Source organism: Rhizobium sp. RHZ01, assembly GCF_014851595.1.
Taxonomy (GTDB): domain Bacteria; phylum Pseudomonadota; class Alphaproteobacteria; order Rhizobiales; family Rhizobiaceae; genus Rhizobium; species Rhizobium altiplani.
On the sequence record NZ_JACUZZ010000014.1, the window covers coordinates 141,613 to 156,647 of the forward strand.

The 15,035-nt window shown below is 60.4% G+C and carries 15 protein-coding genes and 1 pseudogene; 12 read left to right on the top strand and 4 right to left on the bottom strand.

The window, feature by feature from the left end; translation table 11 throughout:
- Positions 1-53 precede the first annotated feature (53 nt).
- Positions 54-209 (top strand): DUF3309 family protein, encoded by a 156-nt coding sequence (locus IB248_RS16425; protein ID WP_018855882.1) that lies wholly within the window; start codon positions 54-56, stop codon positions 207-209.
- 26 nt (positions 210-235) lie between these two features.
- Entirely contained in the window at positions 236-499 is a 264-nt protein-coding gene (locus IB248_RS16430) for a YMGG-like glycine zipper-containing protein (protein ID WP_018855881.1), read from the top strand.
- 150 nt (positions 500-649) lie between these two features.
- Here IB248_RS16430 and efp read toward each other — a convergent pair whose 3' ends face one another.
- Complete coding sequence (gene efp / locus IB248_RS16435) at positions 650-1,219, bottom strand: elongation factor P (protein ID WP_018855880.1); 570 nt, start codon at positions 1,217-1,219, stop codon at positions 650-652.
- Positions 1,220-1,369: 150 nt separating this feature from the next.
- On the opposite strand from efp, the gene epmA reads away from it, so the two are divergent.
- From epmA to IB248_RS16470, 7 genes are all read left to right on the top strand, one after another.
- Positions 1,370-2,437, top strand: coding sequence for an EF-P lysine aminoacylase EpmA (epmA, locus tag IB248_RS16440; protein WP_192241233.1), 1,068 nt, complete (start codon positions 1,370-1,372; stop codon positions 2,435-2,437).
- Positions 2,434-3,486, top strand: a complete 1,053-nt coding sequence (locus IB248_RS16445) for a lysine-2,3-aminomutase-like protein (RefSeq protein ID WP_169683185.1) — start codon at positions 2,434-2,436, stop codon at positions 3,484-3,486. Before epmA ends, IB248_RS16445 begins: the two co-directional genes overlap by 4 nt.
- 261 nt (positions 3,487-3,747) lie before the next feature.
- Positions 3,748-3,999 (top strand): acyl carrier protein, encoded by a 252-nt coding sequence (locus IB248_RS16450; RefSeq protein ID WP_018855877.1) that lies wholly within the window; start codon positions 3,748-3,750, stop codon positions 3,997-3,999.
- Entirely contained in the window at positions 4,000-5,181 is a 1,182-nt protein-coding gene (locus tag IB248_RS16455) for an acyl-CoA dehydrogenase family protein (RefSeq protein ID WP_169683183.1), read from the top strand.
- A gap of 4 nt (positions 5,182-5,185) precedes the next feature.
- On the top strand, positions 5,186-6,094 hold the full coding sequence (locus tag IB248_RS16460; protein WP_192241234.1) for an amino acid--[acyl-carrier-protein] ligase: 909 nt from the start codon (positions 5,186-5,188) through the stop codon (positions 6,092-6,094).
- A gap of 8 nt (positions 6,095-6,102) precedes the next feature.
- Positions 6,103-7,065 carry a DUF1839 family protein gene (locus IB248_RS16465; RefSeq protein WP_192241235.1) on the top strand — a complete coding sequence of 321 codons (963 nt, stop codon included), beginning with the start codon at positions 6,103-6,105 and terminating at the stop codon, positions 7,063-7,065.
- A gap of 16 nt (positions 7,066-7,081) precedes the next feature.
- Positions 7,082-9,556 carry a glycoside hydrolase family 2 protein gene (locus tag IB248_RS16470; RefSeq protein WP_192241236.1) on the top strand — a complete coding sequence of 825 codons (2,475 nt, stop codon included), beginning with the start codon at positions 7,082-7,084 and terminating at the stop codon, positions 9,554-9,556.
- 42 nt (positions 9,557-9,598) lie between these two features.
- Here IB248_RS16470 and IB248_RS16475 read toward each other — a convergent pair whose 3' ends face one another.
- Together IB248_RS16475 and IB248_RS16480 are read right to left on the bottom strand one after the other, a co-directional pair.
- Complete coding sequence (locus tag IB248_RS16475; RefSeq protein ID WP_007794587.1) at positions 9,599-9,835, bottom strand: Lrp/AsnC ligand binding domain-containing protein; 237 nt, start codon at positions 9,833-9,835, stop codon at positions 9,599-9,601.
- 67 nt (positions 9,836-9,902) lie between these two features.
- Positions 9,903-10,793, bottom strand: a complete 891-nt coding sequence (locus IB248_RS16480; protein WP_018855872.1) for a LysR family transcriptional regulator — start codon at positions 10,791-10,793, stop codon at positions 9,903-9,905.
- Between the two features lie 218 nt (positions 10,794-11,011).
- On the opposite strand from IB248_RS16480, the gene IB248_RS16485 reads away from it, so the two are divergent.
- The 3 genes from IB248_RS16485 to IB248_RS16495 all read left to right on the top strand — a co-directional run bounded on the left by IB248_RS16485 (position 11,012) and on the right by IB248_RS16495 (position 14,912).
- Complete coding sequence (locus IB248_RS16485) at positions 11,012-12,295, top strand: FAD-binding oxidoreductase (RefSeq protein WP_062374004.1); 1,284 nt, start codon at positions 11,012-11,014, stop codon at positions 12,293-12,295.
- 17 nt (positions 12,296-12,312) lie between these two features.
- Complete coding sequence (locus IB248_RS16490; RefSeq protein ID WP_192241237.1) at positions 12,313-13,851, top strand: aldehyde dehydrogenase family protein; 1,539 nt, start codon at positions 12,313-12,315, stop codon at positions 13,849-13,851.
- Between the two features lie 71 nt (positions 13,852-13,922).
- Positions 13,923-14,912: an Ldh family oxidoreductase gene (locus tag IB248_RS16495; protein ID WP_192241238.1), complete on the top strand. Its 990-nt coding sequence runs from the start codon at positions 13,923-13,925 to the stop codon at positions 14,910-14,912.
- Here the strand turns inward: IB248_RS16495 and IB248_RS16500 are convergent.
- A pseudogene (locus IB248_RS16500) lies at positions 14,909-15,035 on the bottom strand (IS481 family transposase); the annotation flags it as partial. The gene IB248_RS16495 and the pseudogene IB248_RS16500 overlap by 4 nt on opposite strands.

Below are 15,035 nucleotides of genomic sequence, written 5' to 3' on the forward strand. Positions count from 1 at the left end.
GTGAGGTGTGTTTCTCGTCCATTCCAGGTGTAATGACCTCGAGGACTTGAACCATGCTTGGCACCATACTGCTCATTATCCTTATTCTGCTTTTGATCGGCGCCTTACCAAATTGGGGCTATAGCCGCGGATGGGGCTATGGACCTTCCGGCGGTTTAGGGCTAGTTCTCCTGATTATTGTTATTCTTGTGCTAATGGGTCGCATCTAAGCGACGAAAAAACTGGGAGTTATGTCATGATGAAGAAGATTGTGCTCATTGGCGCCCTCGTCGGCGCACTTGCTTCCTGCACGGCGACGGAACAGGGAACCGCAATCGGCGCGGGTTCCGGCGCTATTATCGGCGGTGCCGTCAGCCATAGCTGGGGCGGTGCTGCAATCGGTGCTGTTGCCGGCGGTCTCGCTGGCGCACTGATCGGCCAGTCCGTTGAACGTCGCGGCTACTGTGTCTACAGAGACCGCTACGGCCGCCGCTACGAGGCACGTTGCCCGCGCTACTAAGGCGATAGGATTACTATTTTTGAGATCGAAAGCGCCGGCCCGACCGGCGCTTTTTGTTTGAACACCCGCCGGATCAGCGTAACTGCCGACAACAAAAAAGCCGCCTCGTTTCCGAAGCGGCATAATTTTCTCAGTGCATGCGGTGGACGATCAGTCCTTCGCGCGCTCGACGTAGGAATTGTCTTCCGTGGCGATCACGACGCGCGTGCCGGCGTTGATGTGCGGCGGCACCATAGTGCGCACGCCGTTCGACAGCATTGCCGGCTTGTAAGAGGACGAAGCCGTCTGGCCCTTAACGACCGGTTCGGTTTCCGTGATTTCGAGGGTCACGTGGCGCGGCAGCTCGAGAGCCAGCGGAACGCCTTCATGGATCGACAGGATGCAGGTCATGCCTTCCTGCAGATAGGCCTTCTGATCGCCCATCGTTTCATCGTTCACGACCACCTGGTCGTAGGTCGCCGGGTTCATGAAGTGGAAGCCTTCGCCATCTTCGTAGAGATACTGGAAGTTCACGTCTTCGACGAAGGCGCGCTCGACCTGTTCGGTCGTACGCCAGCGCTCGGAGACCTTGACGCCATCGACGATACGACGCATGTCGACCTGCGTAACCGGCGTGCCCTTGCCCGGATGAAAGTTCTGGGCCGTCAGAACGACGTAGAGCTTGCCGTCCACGTCGAGAACGTTGCCCTTGCGGACGGAAGAGGCGATGACCTTGACCATTAAGACTTCCTTGTAACTCGGCTTTTGGCGTCGTAGAGGACTGTCGATACTGCCCCGAAGACGCGATTGATTGTTCTTTGGGGGCGCAACTAACCTAAAATCCGGCAAATAGCCAGCCCTAGCGTTGGAAGGCCGGTCAGGACGATGCCAATGAATCCCTCGATCGCCAAAGTATCGCCGTGGTGGACGCCGAGCGTGCATTTGGACCGCCGTCCGGTCCTGATCGGGCGCAATGCGATCCAGTCCGCGCTGCGCGGCTACTTCCTGAATGAGGATTTTCTGGAGGTCGACACCGCGACGCTGCAGGTTTCGCCCGGCAACGAGGCGCATCTCCATGCATTTGCCACCGAAGCCTTGACGACGGATGGCCAGACGGCGGCGCCGCTTTACCTGCATACCTCGCCTGAGTTCGCCTGCAAGAAGCTGCTTTCGGCCGGCGAACAGCGCATCACCTGTTTCGCCCACGTCTATCGCAACCGCGAGCGCGGCCCCTTGCACCACCCGGAATTCACCATGCTCGAGTGGTATCGCGTGGGCGAAAGCTATGAGAGCCTGATGATGGACTGCGTTCGGATCCTGGCGCTTGCTGCGGAAACCATGAAGACGACGCGGCTCACCTATAAGGGCCGGGATTGCGATCCGTTTGCCGGACCGGACCGGATCAGTGTCGCCGCGGCTTTCGAGCGCTATGCCGGCATTGATTTGTTGGCATCCGTTTCCGCCGATGGTGCGACGGACCGGGCGCATCTCGCTGACCAAGTGAAGCGGATCGGCATGCGCGTTGCAGACGACGATGGCTGGGCGGATTTGTTCAGCCGCGTGCTTGTCGAAAAGGTCGAGCCTCATCTGGGTTTCGACCGTGTGACCATTCTTGACGAATATCCGGTGTCGGAAGCGGCACTGGCGCGCCCATCGGCGCTTGATCCCCGTGTTGCGGAACGTTTCGAGGTCTATGCCTGCGGCGTCGAGCTTGCAAACGGCTTCGGCGAGCTCACCAATCCGGCGGAACAGCGCCGTCGCTTCGAGATCGAGATGTCTGAAAAAGCTCGCATCTACGGCGAGAGCTATCCCCTGGACGAGGATTTTCTGGAAGCGCTTGCCATCATGCCCGAGGCAAGTGGCATCGCTCTCGGCTTCGATCGGTTGGTGATGCTGGCAACCGGTGCGTCGCGGATCGATCAGGTAATGTGGGCGCCGGTCGCGGAGTACGGCAGATGAACAGTATCGGGCCTATCAAGACCGTCGAAGGGCTGGAACGCGCAGGGCTGCTGGGTCAGAGAGACCGGGACGCGCTGGCTGATGTCGCCGCACGCTACGCCGTTGCATTGACTCCGACCGTTGCAGGTTTGATCGACCGCGCCGATGGCTCGGACCCGATTGCCCGGCAATTCGTGCCTGACGCAGCCGAGCTGATCGTTGCGCCCGAAGAGCGCGCCGACCCCATCGGCGACGAAGCCCATAGTCCCGTGCAGGGGATCGTTCATCGCTATCCCGACCGGGTGCTGTTGAAGGCCGTGCATGTCTGCCCCGTCTACTGTCGCTTCTGCTTTCGCCGCGAGATGGTTGGTCCGCAAGGCTTGGGCACGCTTGACCCCAAGGCAATGTCTGCGGCCTTTGCCTATATCCGTGACCATAAGGAAATCTGGGAAGTGATCCTGACGGGCGGCGATCCGCTCGTGTTGTCGCCGCGACGGCTGGAAGAAATTCTTCGCGAACTGGCATCGATCGACCACGTCAAGATCGTGCGGTTCCATACCCGGGTTCCCGTGGTTGATCCATCGAGGGTGGATGCGGCCCTGATTGCGGCCCTGAGAGCGAGTGGCAAGACCGTCTACGTGGCGCTGCACGCCAATCATCCTCGCGAACTGACCGCCGAGGCGCGCGCAGCATGCGCTCGCCTGATCGATGCCGGCATGGTGTTGGTCAGCCAATCGGTGCTTCTGAAGGGCGTCAATGATGATCCGGCGGTGCTGACGGAGTTGATGAAGGCCTTCGTCGAGACGCGTGTGAAGCCGTACTATTTGCATCATCCCGATCTGGCGCCCGGCACGAGCCATTTTCGGCTGACGATCGAAGAGGGGCAGAAGATCGTCGCCGCATTGCGTGGCCGGATTTCAGGTCTTTGCCAGCCCACCTACATACTCGACATACCCGGTGGCCATGGCAAAGCAGTGATCGCTCCTCAGTCGATCAGTGAGATGGGCGAAGGCTGCTATTCGGTTTCGGATTATCGCGGCGGCGAGCACCTGTATCCGCCGGTCGCCTAGTCAAAAATGGGCGAAAGAAGTGTTGTTATTGGACAATGTGTCACAAGATCCGTTGGTCACCCAAAAATACAGCTCTCGAGCAAGATGTTGAAATCTAACACAAGCCCCCCTCTTCCCCGTTTCTTTCGTAGGAATTTAGCTGAGAAGCTTAGCTGACTTTAACTACGTCATTTAGGACAATTTTGTCTTTTCCAGACTACGCGTACTCCGAGAACAAGGCGGTTTCGCCACTCGAGATATGATCATCTTGGAGAAGTCATAATGAATACTACGATCCGTGAGCTCCTGGTCAAATTTGGAAAGCTCCCTGTCTCTGTCGACCAGGTCGCCGATGATGCCGACCTCTATGCGGTCGGCCTAACGTCTTTCGCTTCCGTGCAGCTTATGCTTGGCATCGAAGAAGCCTTTGATATCGAGTTTCCCGACAATCTCTTGAATCGCAAGTCTTTCGCCAGCATCGCGGCGATCGCAAGGACCGTTGACCAGATCAAAGATAGCCGGAAGGTCGCCTGAATGAACTTTCCGGTCAAAATCGCGCAAGAGGATCTTGCCGCCAGAGCCGCGCGCGTGTCAGCGATTGCGGCAAAGCATGCAGACTCCGTCGATTTTGAAGGGAGGTTCCCGCACGAAGCCGTGGAGGCAATGAGGGCCGAGCGCTTGCTAGGCGTTCAGATCCCACGCCATTTCGGTGGCGAAGGCGCGACGATCGCACAGATCGCCGAGTTATGCTCGATGCTTGGTCAGGCTTGTGCTGCGGCTGCCATGGTCTTCGCCATGCATCACATCAAGCTTTGCAGCCTTGTTGAGCACGGCGGCGAGAGCGAGTGGCATCGGGCCTTCATGCTACGTGTTGCTGCCGAGCAATTGCTGGTCGCGTCGGCAACGACGGAAGGCGGGATCGGCGGCAATCTCAGGAATAGCATCTGCGCGATCGAGGTGGATCGTGACATTTGCCGTCTGGAGAAAGATGCGACCGTCATATCCTACGGCTCCCACGCCGATGCGATCATGGTTACCTCGCGTGCCCACGCAACTGCCGCCTCTTCCGATCAGGTGCTGACCGTCTTTTTGAAGGAGCAGTACACGTTGGAAAAAACGCATACGTGGGACACGCTCGGCATGCGCGGTACCTGCTCGGATGGTTTCCTCTTCAAGGGCGAGGCTGCGGCCGAACAGATCCTGCCGAAGCCTTTCGCAGAGATCGCGGCGCAATCGATGCTGGCATCGTCGCACCTTCTTTGGAGCAGCGTGTGGTATGGCATCGCGGTCGACGCGGTTGGCCGTGCACAGGCGTTCGTGCGCGCCGCAGCGCGCAAGTCGCCGGGTACGCCACCGCCCGGAGCCTTGAGGCTCGCCGAGGTGTCAAACTTGCTGCAGATGGTTCGATCGAACGTTGTCGCCGGTCTGAAGGCCTACGAGGACGTCAGGAGCGACGCCGACAAGCTTTCTTCCATGGGCTTCGCCGTCACGATGAACAACGTAAAGATTGCCTCATCTGAGACGATCCTCGAGATCGTCAATCACGTGATGCTGATTTGCGGGATCATGGGCTACAAGAACGGCACGCCATTCAGCGTCGGCCGCCATCTGCGCGATGCCCACTCGGCGCAACTCATGATCTCGAACGACCGCATCCTCGGCAATACGTCGAGCATGCTTCTTGTTCACAAGCAGGACACTAGCTTACTGGGGTGACGATATGGACGTGCAGACAACGTTTCTGGACAGGCTCTTCGAATCGGGTCTCTTGATCGATACGGGCGTTGACGGTCTTTACGGGCGCAGCGGACAATTCGAAGACGTGATCGCCGCCTTCGAGCGCCTGATCGACAGGTTCGGCGGCGCCGATGGTGCGGAAGCGATGCGCTTTCCGCCCGGGATGAACCGCGCCTTCTTCGAGAAGAGCGGTTACATGAAGAGCTTCCCGCAGCTTGCCGGCACCGTTCACAGTTTCTGCGGCAGCGAACTCGACCACATCAGCCTCCTTCAATGCATGGAAGTGGGCGATGATTGGACCAAGGATCAACAGGCAACCGACATCGTGTTGACGCCTGCGGCCTGCTATCCGCTTTATCCGACTGTCGCTCGGCGCGGCAAATTGCCGATGAGCGGCGGCCTCTTCGATCTGCAATCCTATTGCTTCCGCCACGAGCCTTCGCAGGATCCTGCGAGGCAGCAGCTTTTCCGCATGCGCGAATATATTTGCATGGGGACCGAGCAGCACGTCACGGATTTCCGTCAACGCTGGATGGATCGCGGCGTCGAAATGATGCAGGCGGTCGGTCTGGGCATGACCATTGATGTCGCGAACGACCCGTTCTTCGGCCGTGCCGGCAAGATGCTGGCCAATAATCAGCGCGATCAGAACCTGAAGTTCGAGCTGCTTATCCCGATCACCTCGGTTGCCAAGCCGACGGCCTGCATGAGCTTCAACTACCACCAGGACGCATTTGGTGCGAAATGGGGCCTGTACCTCGAAGACGAGAGCGTTGCGCACACCGCTTGCGTCGGCTTCGGGCTTGAGCGCATCGCGCTCGCGCTGTTTCATCACCACGGGCTCGAGGTCAAGCATTGGCCTTCCAAGGTGCGTCAAGCGCTGTGGGGCTGAATGAAACGATGAGAGCCGTCTTTCCGCGGGTCCGCCCGGACGGCTATCAACCGCATCCGCTCCATTCCGGCGAGCGCATGTGGCCTGAAACCAATTGCTATGTCGACCTCTGGATCGAAGTGCTGAGCGGCTGCGGTGCAGTACCGGAGGCGATGCTTGGCTTTACGCTTACGCAGGACTTCGAGGGCGATCAGTTCACCTTCTTCAAGGTGCCGCTCGAGGATCTCGAGTCACTCTATGACATCCGCGTCACTGAGCTTGCCATTTTCGACCGCGTCGAACGGCATATCGAGGTGCAGATCGCACGCGGGCGCCTTTGCCTGATCGAGATGGACTCGTTCTATATGCCCGATACTCAGGGTACCGCCTATCGGACCGAGCATGGCAAGACCACCGTGGCGATCAACAGGCTCGATCTCACCGGCAAGCGCGTGGAGTATTTCCACAATGGCGGCTATTTCCAGCTTGAGGGTGAAGACTTCGAGGGGCTGTTCCAGCTGCAACTGACGGCGGACGATCCGTCGTTCCTTCCCTACACCGAGTTCGCGAAATTTCCGGTTCGCATGCCGGATACGGCGCATGTCAGCACTATGGCACGCAGGCTACTAGGAACTCACTTCGGTCGCCGCCCAGTCTCGAATCCGATTCGCGCCTTTGCCGAAGTGTTTCCGCAGCAGGTGGAAGCAGTCGCAGAGCGGCCGTTTGGCTTCTTTCACAAGTACGCATTCAATACGCTGCGCCAGTTCGGTGCCAATTTCGAGCTTGCCGGAGATCACCTGGCTTGGCTTTCTGCGAGCGAATTCGCGTCCGCAATTGAAGACGCGTGCCGAATTTCCGAAGTCGCGAAGTCCGTGCAGTTTCAGCTCGCCCGGGCGGTCACCCGGAAGAAATACGAGCCATTACGCACGGCGCTTGATCCGGCAGCCGATGCGTGGGATTCCATGATAGCTTCTCTCAAGGAGCGCTTGTGAAGCCGGGAGTCTAAGCATGCGGGGACGGTTGGCGAGTGTCGGTGCGGAGGAAACTCTGCTCGCCGAAGGTTGGAATCTGGTTCTGACGGAACCGGGCGCTTGTGCGACGCCGCATGACATTCCGTTGTCCGCGCAGTTTATCGCCGCCGAGGTGCCGGGGACCGTTGCCGCGGCATTGGAGAAGGCCGGGCACTTCGATCGTGAAAACCCGGAGCCGCTCGACACGCGCGATGCGTGGTATCTTTGCCGACTTTTTGACGTACAACCCGGCGACGCGCTTCTTCGCTTCGAGGGCTTGGCGACGCTGTGTCATGTTTTCCTCAATGGGCAGGAGATCCTGTCATCGGGAAGCATGTTCACCATGCACGAGATACCGGTGACGCTTTCCGGTGGCGACGAACTGGCGCTTTGCTTCCGGGCGCTGGCACCGCGGCTTGCCGAGCCCGGCCCGCGCGCTCGTTGGCGGCCGCAGATGATCACGCCGCAAGGCTTGAAGAATATTCGAACAACGCTGCTCGGGCGCATGCCGGGTTGGTGTCCGGAAGTTCATGCTGTCGGTCCGTGGCGCCCCATCACGCTTGTCCGGCGCGATGTCGTTTCGATTGACAACGTCTCTGTCCGCGCCGTGCTCGAGGCGGATAACACCGGGCGACTGAGCGTTTCGCTTCATGCAAATGTCAACAATCCGGATCTAGTGCTCCGGTGCGGAGGCGTTCAGCAGACATTCGAGAAGATCGGCGAGAATCACTATTCGGCAATCGTCAGGCTGGAGAACGTCGATCTCTGGTGGCCCCATACTCACGGCGCACAGTGCCTCTATGATTTCTCGATCCTCGTCGACGGCGTTGAGCATCACGCCAGCCGAATCGGCTTTCGGCGCATCGACGTCGACCGCGGAAAAGACGGAGAGGGTTTTGCGTTGTTGATCAACGGCGAGCGCATCTTTTGCCGCGGTGCGGTCTGGACCACGGCGGATATCGTCCGGCTGCCGGGTGGCAAGGCCGACTATGAGCCGTTCCTGCGCCTTGCCGCGCAGGCAGGCATGAACATGCTCCGCATTGGCGGCACGATGGCCTACGAAACGCGGGAGTTCTTTGAGCTCTGCGACGAGCTTGGTCTGCTCGTCTGGCAGGACTTCATGTTTGCCAATTTCGACTATCCGAAGAACGACAAGGCTCTCACTGCGCAAGTCCACGCGGAAGTCGAGGAATTGTTGCATGCCGTTCAGGGGTGCCCGTCGTTGGCGGTGGTTTGCGGCGGCAGCGAGATCTATCAGCAGGCCGCGATGCTGGGATTGCCGCAGGACTATTGGTCGGGTCCGATCACGGAGGAGATTATTCCGGCGATCGCCGGGCGTATGCGCCCCGACGTCCCCTATGTGCCGAATTCGCCTTCGGGCGGCGCGATGCCGTTTTCTCCGAATGCGGGAGTCACCCACTATTACGGGGTCGGCGCTTATATGCGCCCGCTTGACGACGCGCGCCGTGCCAACGTTCGCTTCGCGGCCGAGAGCCTGGCTTTCGCCCATGTTCCACAGCAGCGAACGCTGCAACGCCATCTGGATGTACCGCCGGTCCATAGTCCGCTATGGAAATCACGTGTCCCCCGCGATCGCGGCGCATCGTGGGATTTCGAGGACGTCAGGGATTTCTATCTGGCGGAACTCTATGGCGAGGATCCGGCGCGTCTCCGTCGTGAGGATCGTGATCGATACCTCGATCTCTCCCGCGTCGTCACCGGTGAAGTTGCGGAAGCGACGTTTGCCGAATGGCGCCGGAAGGGGTCGAGCTGCAACGGCGCGCTGGTCTGGACCCTGCAGGATCTAATGCCCGGAGCTGGTTGGGGTGTGATCGATTCAACCGGCGAGCCCAAGCCGGTGTGGTATGCCCTGCGCCGCGCTTTCCGGCCTGTGCAGGTCGTCGTGACCGACGAGGGCACAAATGGCCTCGACGTTCACGTCCTGAATGAGACCGAGCATGCTCTCCAGCTTGATCTCGAGCTGGTTTGCTTGCGGCATGGCAGGCAGCACGCCGTCAGCGGCGGCCGCATTCTGACCTTGGCGCCGAGAAGCTGTGAGACCTTTGCCGCCACTGATCTCTTTGGCGCCTTTTTTGACACGACTTACGCCTTCCGCTTCGGCCCGCCGTCTCACGACGTCACCGTCGCGCGCTTGCGTCTGCCGGACGGAGGTCCTGTGGTCGCCGATGCCTTTCATTTTCCGTTGGGGCGCTCCAAGGCCCTCCACGACGCCGAAATCCAAGTGTCGGTGGCGCCACAGGACGAAGGGTGGGTCGTCGATCTCGCAGCCGACAGGTTCGCCCAGTCGGTCCACCTCAACGTCGATGGCTATCGGCCGGAGGATGATTGGTTTCATCTTGCGCCTGGCGCTAGCAAACGCGTCAGTCTGCTTCCGACGGCTGGAAGGACAGACGGAGAGGCACCCTCGGGTGAGGTCACAAGCCTTGGCGGCACGCGGGCGCTTTCCTTTTGACACCTCCAGCCTGCTCCTTGTTGAGCGGACTGGAACGGCAGTTCAGAAGGCCTTGAAGGTCAGTGTCGTCAGGGAACGCACGATGCCGGGGATGTTGGCGATGTTATCGTTGATGAACTTGCCAATGTCCTGCCCCTCTTCGATGTAGACCTTGAGCAGGAGATCATAGTCGCCGCTCGTCGAATAGAGCTCCGAAGCGCGCTCGGTCTGGTAGATGGCATCGGCGACTTCGTAGGTCTTGCCTGGCGCGCACTGGAGCTGAACGAAAATTGGCTTCATCGGAGTTTCCTGCATCATATTCTGGTTCGGCGCATAATGATCGAAAGCGCCATGTCGGCGCAAGGCTTCAGATCGCGGCTTCTCGAACGATCCAGTCGCGAAATGCATCCAGCGGCGCGTAGTCGGCCCGTTCTGGCGGATAGGCAAGATAGTAGTGCTCGCTGCTTTCCGTTTCGCGATCAACGGCTGCAACAAGGTCGCCGCGTTTCAATTCATCTTGAATCAGGAACGTCGGCAGCAGCGCAACGCCGAGACCGGCCATCGCTGCTTGGGCTGCCGTCGCGAACTGATCGAAGAGCATGCCGTGCACGGTTTGAAAGCTCACGCCGTTGTCCGCAAACCAGCGCTCCCATGCATCCGGGCGCGTTGTCAGGTGCAGCAGCGGGGCTTCGAGTAAATCCTGTGCCGCGTTGATCGCATGTCGGCTGCGGAATTCGGGGCTGCAGGCCGGAATGGTCTTCTCCGACATTAGAAATGTCAGCTCCGCGCCCGGCCAATGAGCGTGGCCGAAGTGAATGGCCGCGTCGATCGAATCGAGCCGGAAGTCGAAGGGTGACAGCCGGGTGACAAGATTGATCGTCACTCCCGGATTGGCGGCAAGGAAACCTCCCAGCCGGGGTGCCAGCCAGCGCGTCCCGAAGGTGGGAAGAATCGCCAGGTTGAGCGTACCACCATGCGGATTGGCACGAAGATTGAGTGATGCGCTCGAAATGCGCCGCAGCGCCTCGCGTATCTCGCGGGCATAGCCGTCGCCGGCCAGCGTCAACCGCACGGTTTGGCGCTCGCGCACGAAGAGTTCGACCCCGAGCTGCTCTTCCAATGCCTTGATCTGGCGGCTGACAGCGCTCTGAGTAAGGTCGAGTTCGCGCGCGGCGGCCGTCACGCTGCCGGTGCGGGATACAGCCTCGAAGGCGATAAGCAGGGATGTCGACGGAAGAAAACGTCGTGATGGCAGCATCAATCATTCCATTTCAGAATAAGCTATTTCCTAAATGTCGATATTTACGCCTTATTCGGCTTTGTAAAGTCATCCATCTGACAGAATCGGAATGAACTGAAAATACGATCGAACTGCCTGTTACGCACTCCTGGCTACGATCGGCAACCTGATCAGCGGTTTAACAAGCAATCGCACGGCGCTAGAATGCCGCCTGCTTAATGGATGGATTTTGATCGATGCTGAACGATCCCCGCTCCCACGGCCTCTGGGAAAAAACCGCTCCTCAGCCGCCCGTGACACCGGCGCTCGCAGGCGCTGTGAACGCCGACGTCGTAGTCGTGGGCGGAGGCTATACAGGCCTTTCCTCAAGTCTCCATCTGGCGGAAGCGGGCTCGAAGGTCGTGTTGCTGGAAGCCAAGGAAATCGGCTTCGGCGGTGCGGGCCGCAATGTCGGCCTCATCAATGCCGGCATGTGGGTCATGCCTGATGACCTTCCCGGTGTTCTCGGCCCGGTCTATGGCGAGCGGTTGTTAGACCTGTTGGGCAACGCGCCGCGGCTCGTGATGGAGTTGATAGACAAGCACGGCATCGCATGCGAGCTTGAACGAAACGGCACGCTTCACGTCGCCGTTGGCGAAAGTGGCTTGAAGGAAATCGAGGATCGCGCGCGGCAATGGGCGGCACGCGGCGCTCCGGTGACGCTGCTGGACGCGGCGGAGACGGCCAAGCGTGTCGGCAGCAGCGCCTATACCGGGTCGTTGCTCGACATGCGCGCAGGCACGCTGCAGCCGCTCGCCTACGCCCGCGGGCTTGCGCATGCGGCCGTCAAGGCTGGCGTTTCAATCCACACGTCGAGCCCGGTCATCGGAACTGAGCGGAAGGGCAATCGCTGGACCGTGAGGACCGCAAAGGGAGAGGTTACGGCCGACTGGATCATCGTGGCGACGGACGCCTACAGCACCGGCCCTTGGGAAGCGGTACGCAACGAGCAGGTCCATCTGCCCTATTTCAATCTTGCAACCCGGCCGCTCAGCGACAATTTGCGCCGCTCGATCCTTGCCGGGCGCGAAGGCGTTTGGGATACGAAGGAAATCCTCTCCTCCTACCGCATGGACCAGGCGGGACGCTTGGTCTTCGGCAGCGTCGGTGCGCTGCGCAACACCGGGCTTCAAATCCACACGGCCTGGGCCAAACGGTCCTTGAAAAAGCTCTTTCCGCAGCTTGGCGATGTCGAGTTCGAATGCGAGTGGTACGGCAAGATCGGGATGACCGACAATGCGCTGCCCCGCTTCCACAGGTTTGCGCCGAATGTTGTGGGCTTCTCCGGCTACAACGGTCGCGGGATCGCGCCCGGCACAGTGTTTGGCCGCACGCTCGCCCAGCTCATCCTGGGGCAGACGACGGAAGCGGACTTGCCACTGCCCCTTACAGCACCGTCCGAACCTAGCTTCCGCGCGGTGAAGGAAATGTGGTACGAAGCCGGCGCCCAAGTGGCCCATTTCGCAGACGCCCGATTTTGAGAACCGAGGTTGACCCCATGACCATCTCTGCACTTGATCTCGCCACTGAGACGAAAAAACTGCTCACGGAACTGGGCGTCCGCGCCGACCGCTATACCGGCGGCACCCTTCGCGTTACCTCGCCGGTAACCGGCAAGGAGATCGGTGCGCTGAAGGAGCATTCTGCCTCGGAAGCAAAGGACGCCATAGAGGCGGCACACAAGGCATTCCTCGAATGGCGGGCTGTCCCGGCTCCGAAGCGCGGCGAACTCGTCCGCCTGCTCGGCGAAGAACTCCGCGCGGCAAAAACCGCACTCGGCCGCCTGGTCTCGATCGAGGTTGGCAAGATCGCCTCCGAGGGGCTCGGCGAAGTCCAGGAAATGATCGACATCTGCGACTTTGCCGTCGGCTTGTCGCGTCAGCTCTACGGTCTGACCATTGCCACCGAACGCTCAGAGCATCGGATGATGGAAAGCTGGCACCCCTTGGGCGTGGTCGGCATCATCTCGGCCTTCAATTTCCCGGTCGCCGTCTGGTCCTGGAATGCTGCCCTGGCGTTGGTTTGCGGTAACTCGACAGTCTGGAAGCCTTCTGAGAAGACGCCGCTGACAGCGCTTGCCGTTCAGGCACTGTTTGAGAAGGCATTGAAGCGGTTCGTTGCCGAAGGGGGCGTAGCACCTTCGAACCTGTCGACGTTGCTCATTGGTGGCCGCGATGTCGGGGAAGTGCTCGTCGACCATCCCAAGGTGCCGCTCGTCTCGGCGACCGGTTCGACGGCCATGGGCCGCGTTGTCGGTCCCCGCCTGTCACAGCGCTTTGCGCGATCGATCCTCGAACTCGGCGGCAACAATGCAGCGATCATCTGCCCAACGGCCGATCTTGACCTGACGCTGCGTGGCGTTGCCTTTTCGGCCATGGGCACGGCCGGTCAACGCTGCACGACGCTGCGTCGCCTGTTCGTGCACGAGAGCGTCTATGACAAGCTCGTTCCACGCCTGCAGAAGGCCTATGGCTCGGTGTCGATCGGCAACCCACTGGAAACGGGGACGCTTGTCGGGCCTCTGATCGACAGGCAGGCCTTTACGAACATGCAGTGGGCTCTTGAGCAAGCGAAGGCTGCCGGTGGCAAGGTTACCGGTGGCGAGCGCGTCGAGAACGGTGCGGGAGACGCCTTCTACGTCCGGCCGGCGCTCGTTGAAATGCCTGTTCAGGCCGGCCCCGTCGAGCATGAGACATTTGCGCCGATCCTCTACGTGATGAAGTACACGGATTTCGATGAGGCTCTGGAACTCCATAACGCGGTGCCGCAGGGATTGTCTTCTTCGATCTTCACGAACGATATGCGGGAGGCCGAGACCTTCGTTTCTGCTCGCGGTTCGGACTGCGGTATTGCCAACGTCAACCTCGGTCCGTCCGGGGCCGAAATTGGTGGTGCCTTCGGCGGTGAAAAGGAAACTGGCGGCGGTCGCGAATCTGGTTCGGATGCCTGGAAAGCCTACATGCGCAGGGCGACGAACACGGTCAACTACGGCAAGACGCTGCCGCTTGCCCAGGGCGTCAAGTTCGACGTCGAATAATCATTGCTGCATTGCAGCCGAAAGGGTGATGACATAACACGTCATCACCCTATTTCGTTTTGCAGGTTGCCATGCATTTCACCCTAGCTGCGGCGGAAACGCTCGTTGTCGATGCCTTGACGCGCAATCGTGTGGACGAGGCCAATGCGCGCTCGGTCGCCAGGGCACTCGTTGCCGCCGAAGCTGCCGGACAAGGCGGTCATGGCCTGCGCCGGGTCGAGGCCTACGCAAAGCAGGCGAAGGCAGGCAAGGTCGACGGATTTGCCAGGCCGCAACTCGAACGGCAGTTTCCCGCCGTCGTGCGCATCGATGCCTGCCATGGCTACGCCTATCCAGCCTTTGATCTTGCCGCTGCGGCGCTTCCGGAGATCGTCAGGGAGCAGGGTATCGCCTTGGCAGCGGTTCATCGTTCGCACCACGCCGGCGTGCTTGCCTTGACCGTCGAGCGCTTTGCGGACATGGGGTTTGTCGCTCTGATGGTTGCCAACGCCACGGCGTCCATGGCCGCCTGGGGCGGGCGCAAACCCGTCTTTGGAACGAATCCGATCGCGTTCGCCGCGCCGATCCCGGCAGCCGACCCGCTCGTTATTGACCTGGCGCTTTCGCGCGTCGCCCGCGGCAAGGTGATGGCTGCGCGCCAGAAAGGCGTCGCTATCCCTGCGGATTGGGCCTTTGACCGCAATGGCCAGCCGACGACGGATGCGGTTGCGGCACTCGAGGGGACGATGGCCCCATCCGGCGAAGCCAAGGGGGCAGCGCTGGCGATGATCGTCGAATTCCTCGCCGGCGCACTGACCGGGGCCAATTTCTCTTTCGAGTCGTCCTCGCTTTTTGACGACAAGGGTTCGGCGCCCGGCCTCGGGCAGATGCTTGTCGTGATCGACCCTGTCGCCAGCGGTGGAAAGGGCGTGGCGGAACGGCTGGCCAGGCTGGTGGACGAGATTTCATCCGACCCCGGAGTGCGGCTTCCGGGGCGTCGCGGCCAGACTGCCCGACGCCAGGCGCTGGAGCATGGCATCGATGTCGAGGACGAAGTGATTGCGACGATCTGCGAGCTCTAGGTGTGTGGTCCCGGAATGAGATGGTGCGGATTGATTTTGAAGATTGACGGGTCCCTTGTCCAGGCGTTGCAGATTGCTTGATAGGGCGTTCGCCATCGGAGCGCCTTGAGGTGTTTGGCGAGG

Excerpts from the sequence above, each read along its gene's own strand:
- IB248_RS16430 (WP_018855881.1), top strand. The coding sequence starts at position 236 with ATGATGAAGAAGATTGTGCTCATTGGCGCCCTCGTCGGCGCACTTGCT.
- IB248_RS16460 (WP_192241234.1), top strand. The coding sequence starts at position 5,186 with ATGGACGTGCAGACAACGTTTCTGGACAGGCTCTTCGAATCGGGTCTC.
- IB248_RS16495 (WP_192241238.1), top strand. The coding sequence starts at position 13,923 with ATGCATTTCACCCTAGCTGCGGCGGAAACGCTCGTTGTCGATGCCTTG.
- IB248_RS16425 (WP_018855882.1), top strand. The coding sequence starts at position 54 with ATGCTTGGCACCATACTGCTCATTATCCTTATTCTGCTTTTGATCGGC.
- IB248_RS16465 (WP_192241235.1), top strand. The coding sequence starts at position 6,103 with ATGAGAGCCGTCTTTCCGCGGGTCCGCCCGGACGGCTATCAACCGCAT.
- IB248_RS16445 (WP_169683185.1), top strand. The coding sequence starts at position 2,434 with ATGAACAGTATCGGGCCTATCAAGACCGTCGAAGGGCTGGAACGCGCA.
- IB248_RS16450 (WP_018855877.1), top strand. The coding sequence starts at position 3,748 with ATGAATACTACGATCCGTGAGCTCCTGGTCAAATTTGGAAAGCTCCCT.
- IB248_RS16480 (WP_018855872.1), bottom strand. The coding sequence starts at position 10,793 with ATGCTGCCATCACGACGTTTTCTTCCGTCGACATCCCTGCTTATCGCC.
- IB248_RS16485 (WP_062374004.1), top strand. The coding sequence starts at position 11,012 with ATGCTGAACGATCCCCGCTCCCACGGCCTCTGGGAAAAAACCGCTCCT.
- IB248_RS16470 (WP_192241236.1), top strand. The coding sequence starts at position 7,082 with ATGCGGGGACGGTTGGCGAGTGTCGGTGCGGAGGAAACTCTGCTCGCC.
- IB248_RS16475 (WP_007794587.1), bottom strand. The coding sequence starts at position 9,835 with ATGAAGCCAATTTTCGTTCAGCTCCAGTGCGCGCCAGGCAAGACCTAC.
- epmA (WP_192241233.1), top strand. The coding sequence starts at position 1,370 with ATGAATCCCTCGATCGCCAAAGTATCGCCGTGGTGGACGCCGAGCGTG.
- IB248_RS16490 (WP_192241237.1), top strand. The coding sequence starts at position 12,313 with ATGACCATCTCTGCACTTGATCTCGCCACTGAGACGAAAAAACTGCTC.
- IB248_RS16455 (WP_169683183.1), top strand. The coding sequence starts at position 4,000 with ATGAACTTTCCGGTCAAAATCGCGCAAGAGGATCTTGCCGCCAGAGCC.
- efp (WP_018855880.1), bottom strand. The coding sequence starts at position 1,219 with ATGGTCAAGGTCATCGCCTCTTCCGTCCGCAAGGGCAACGTTCTCGAC.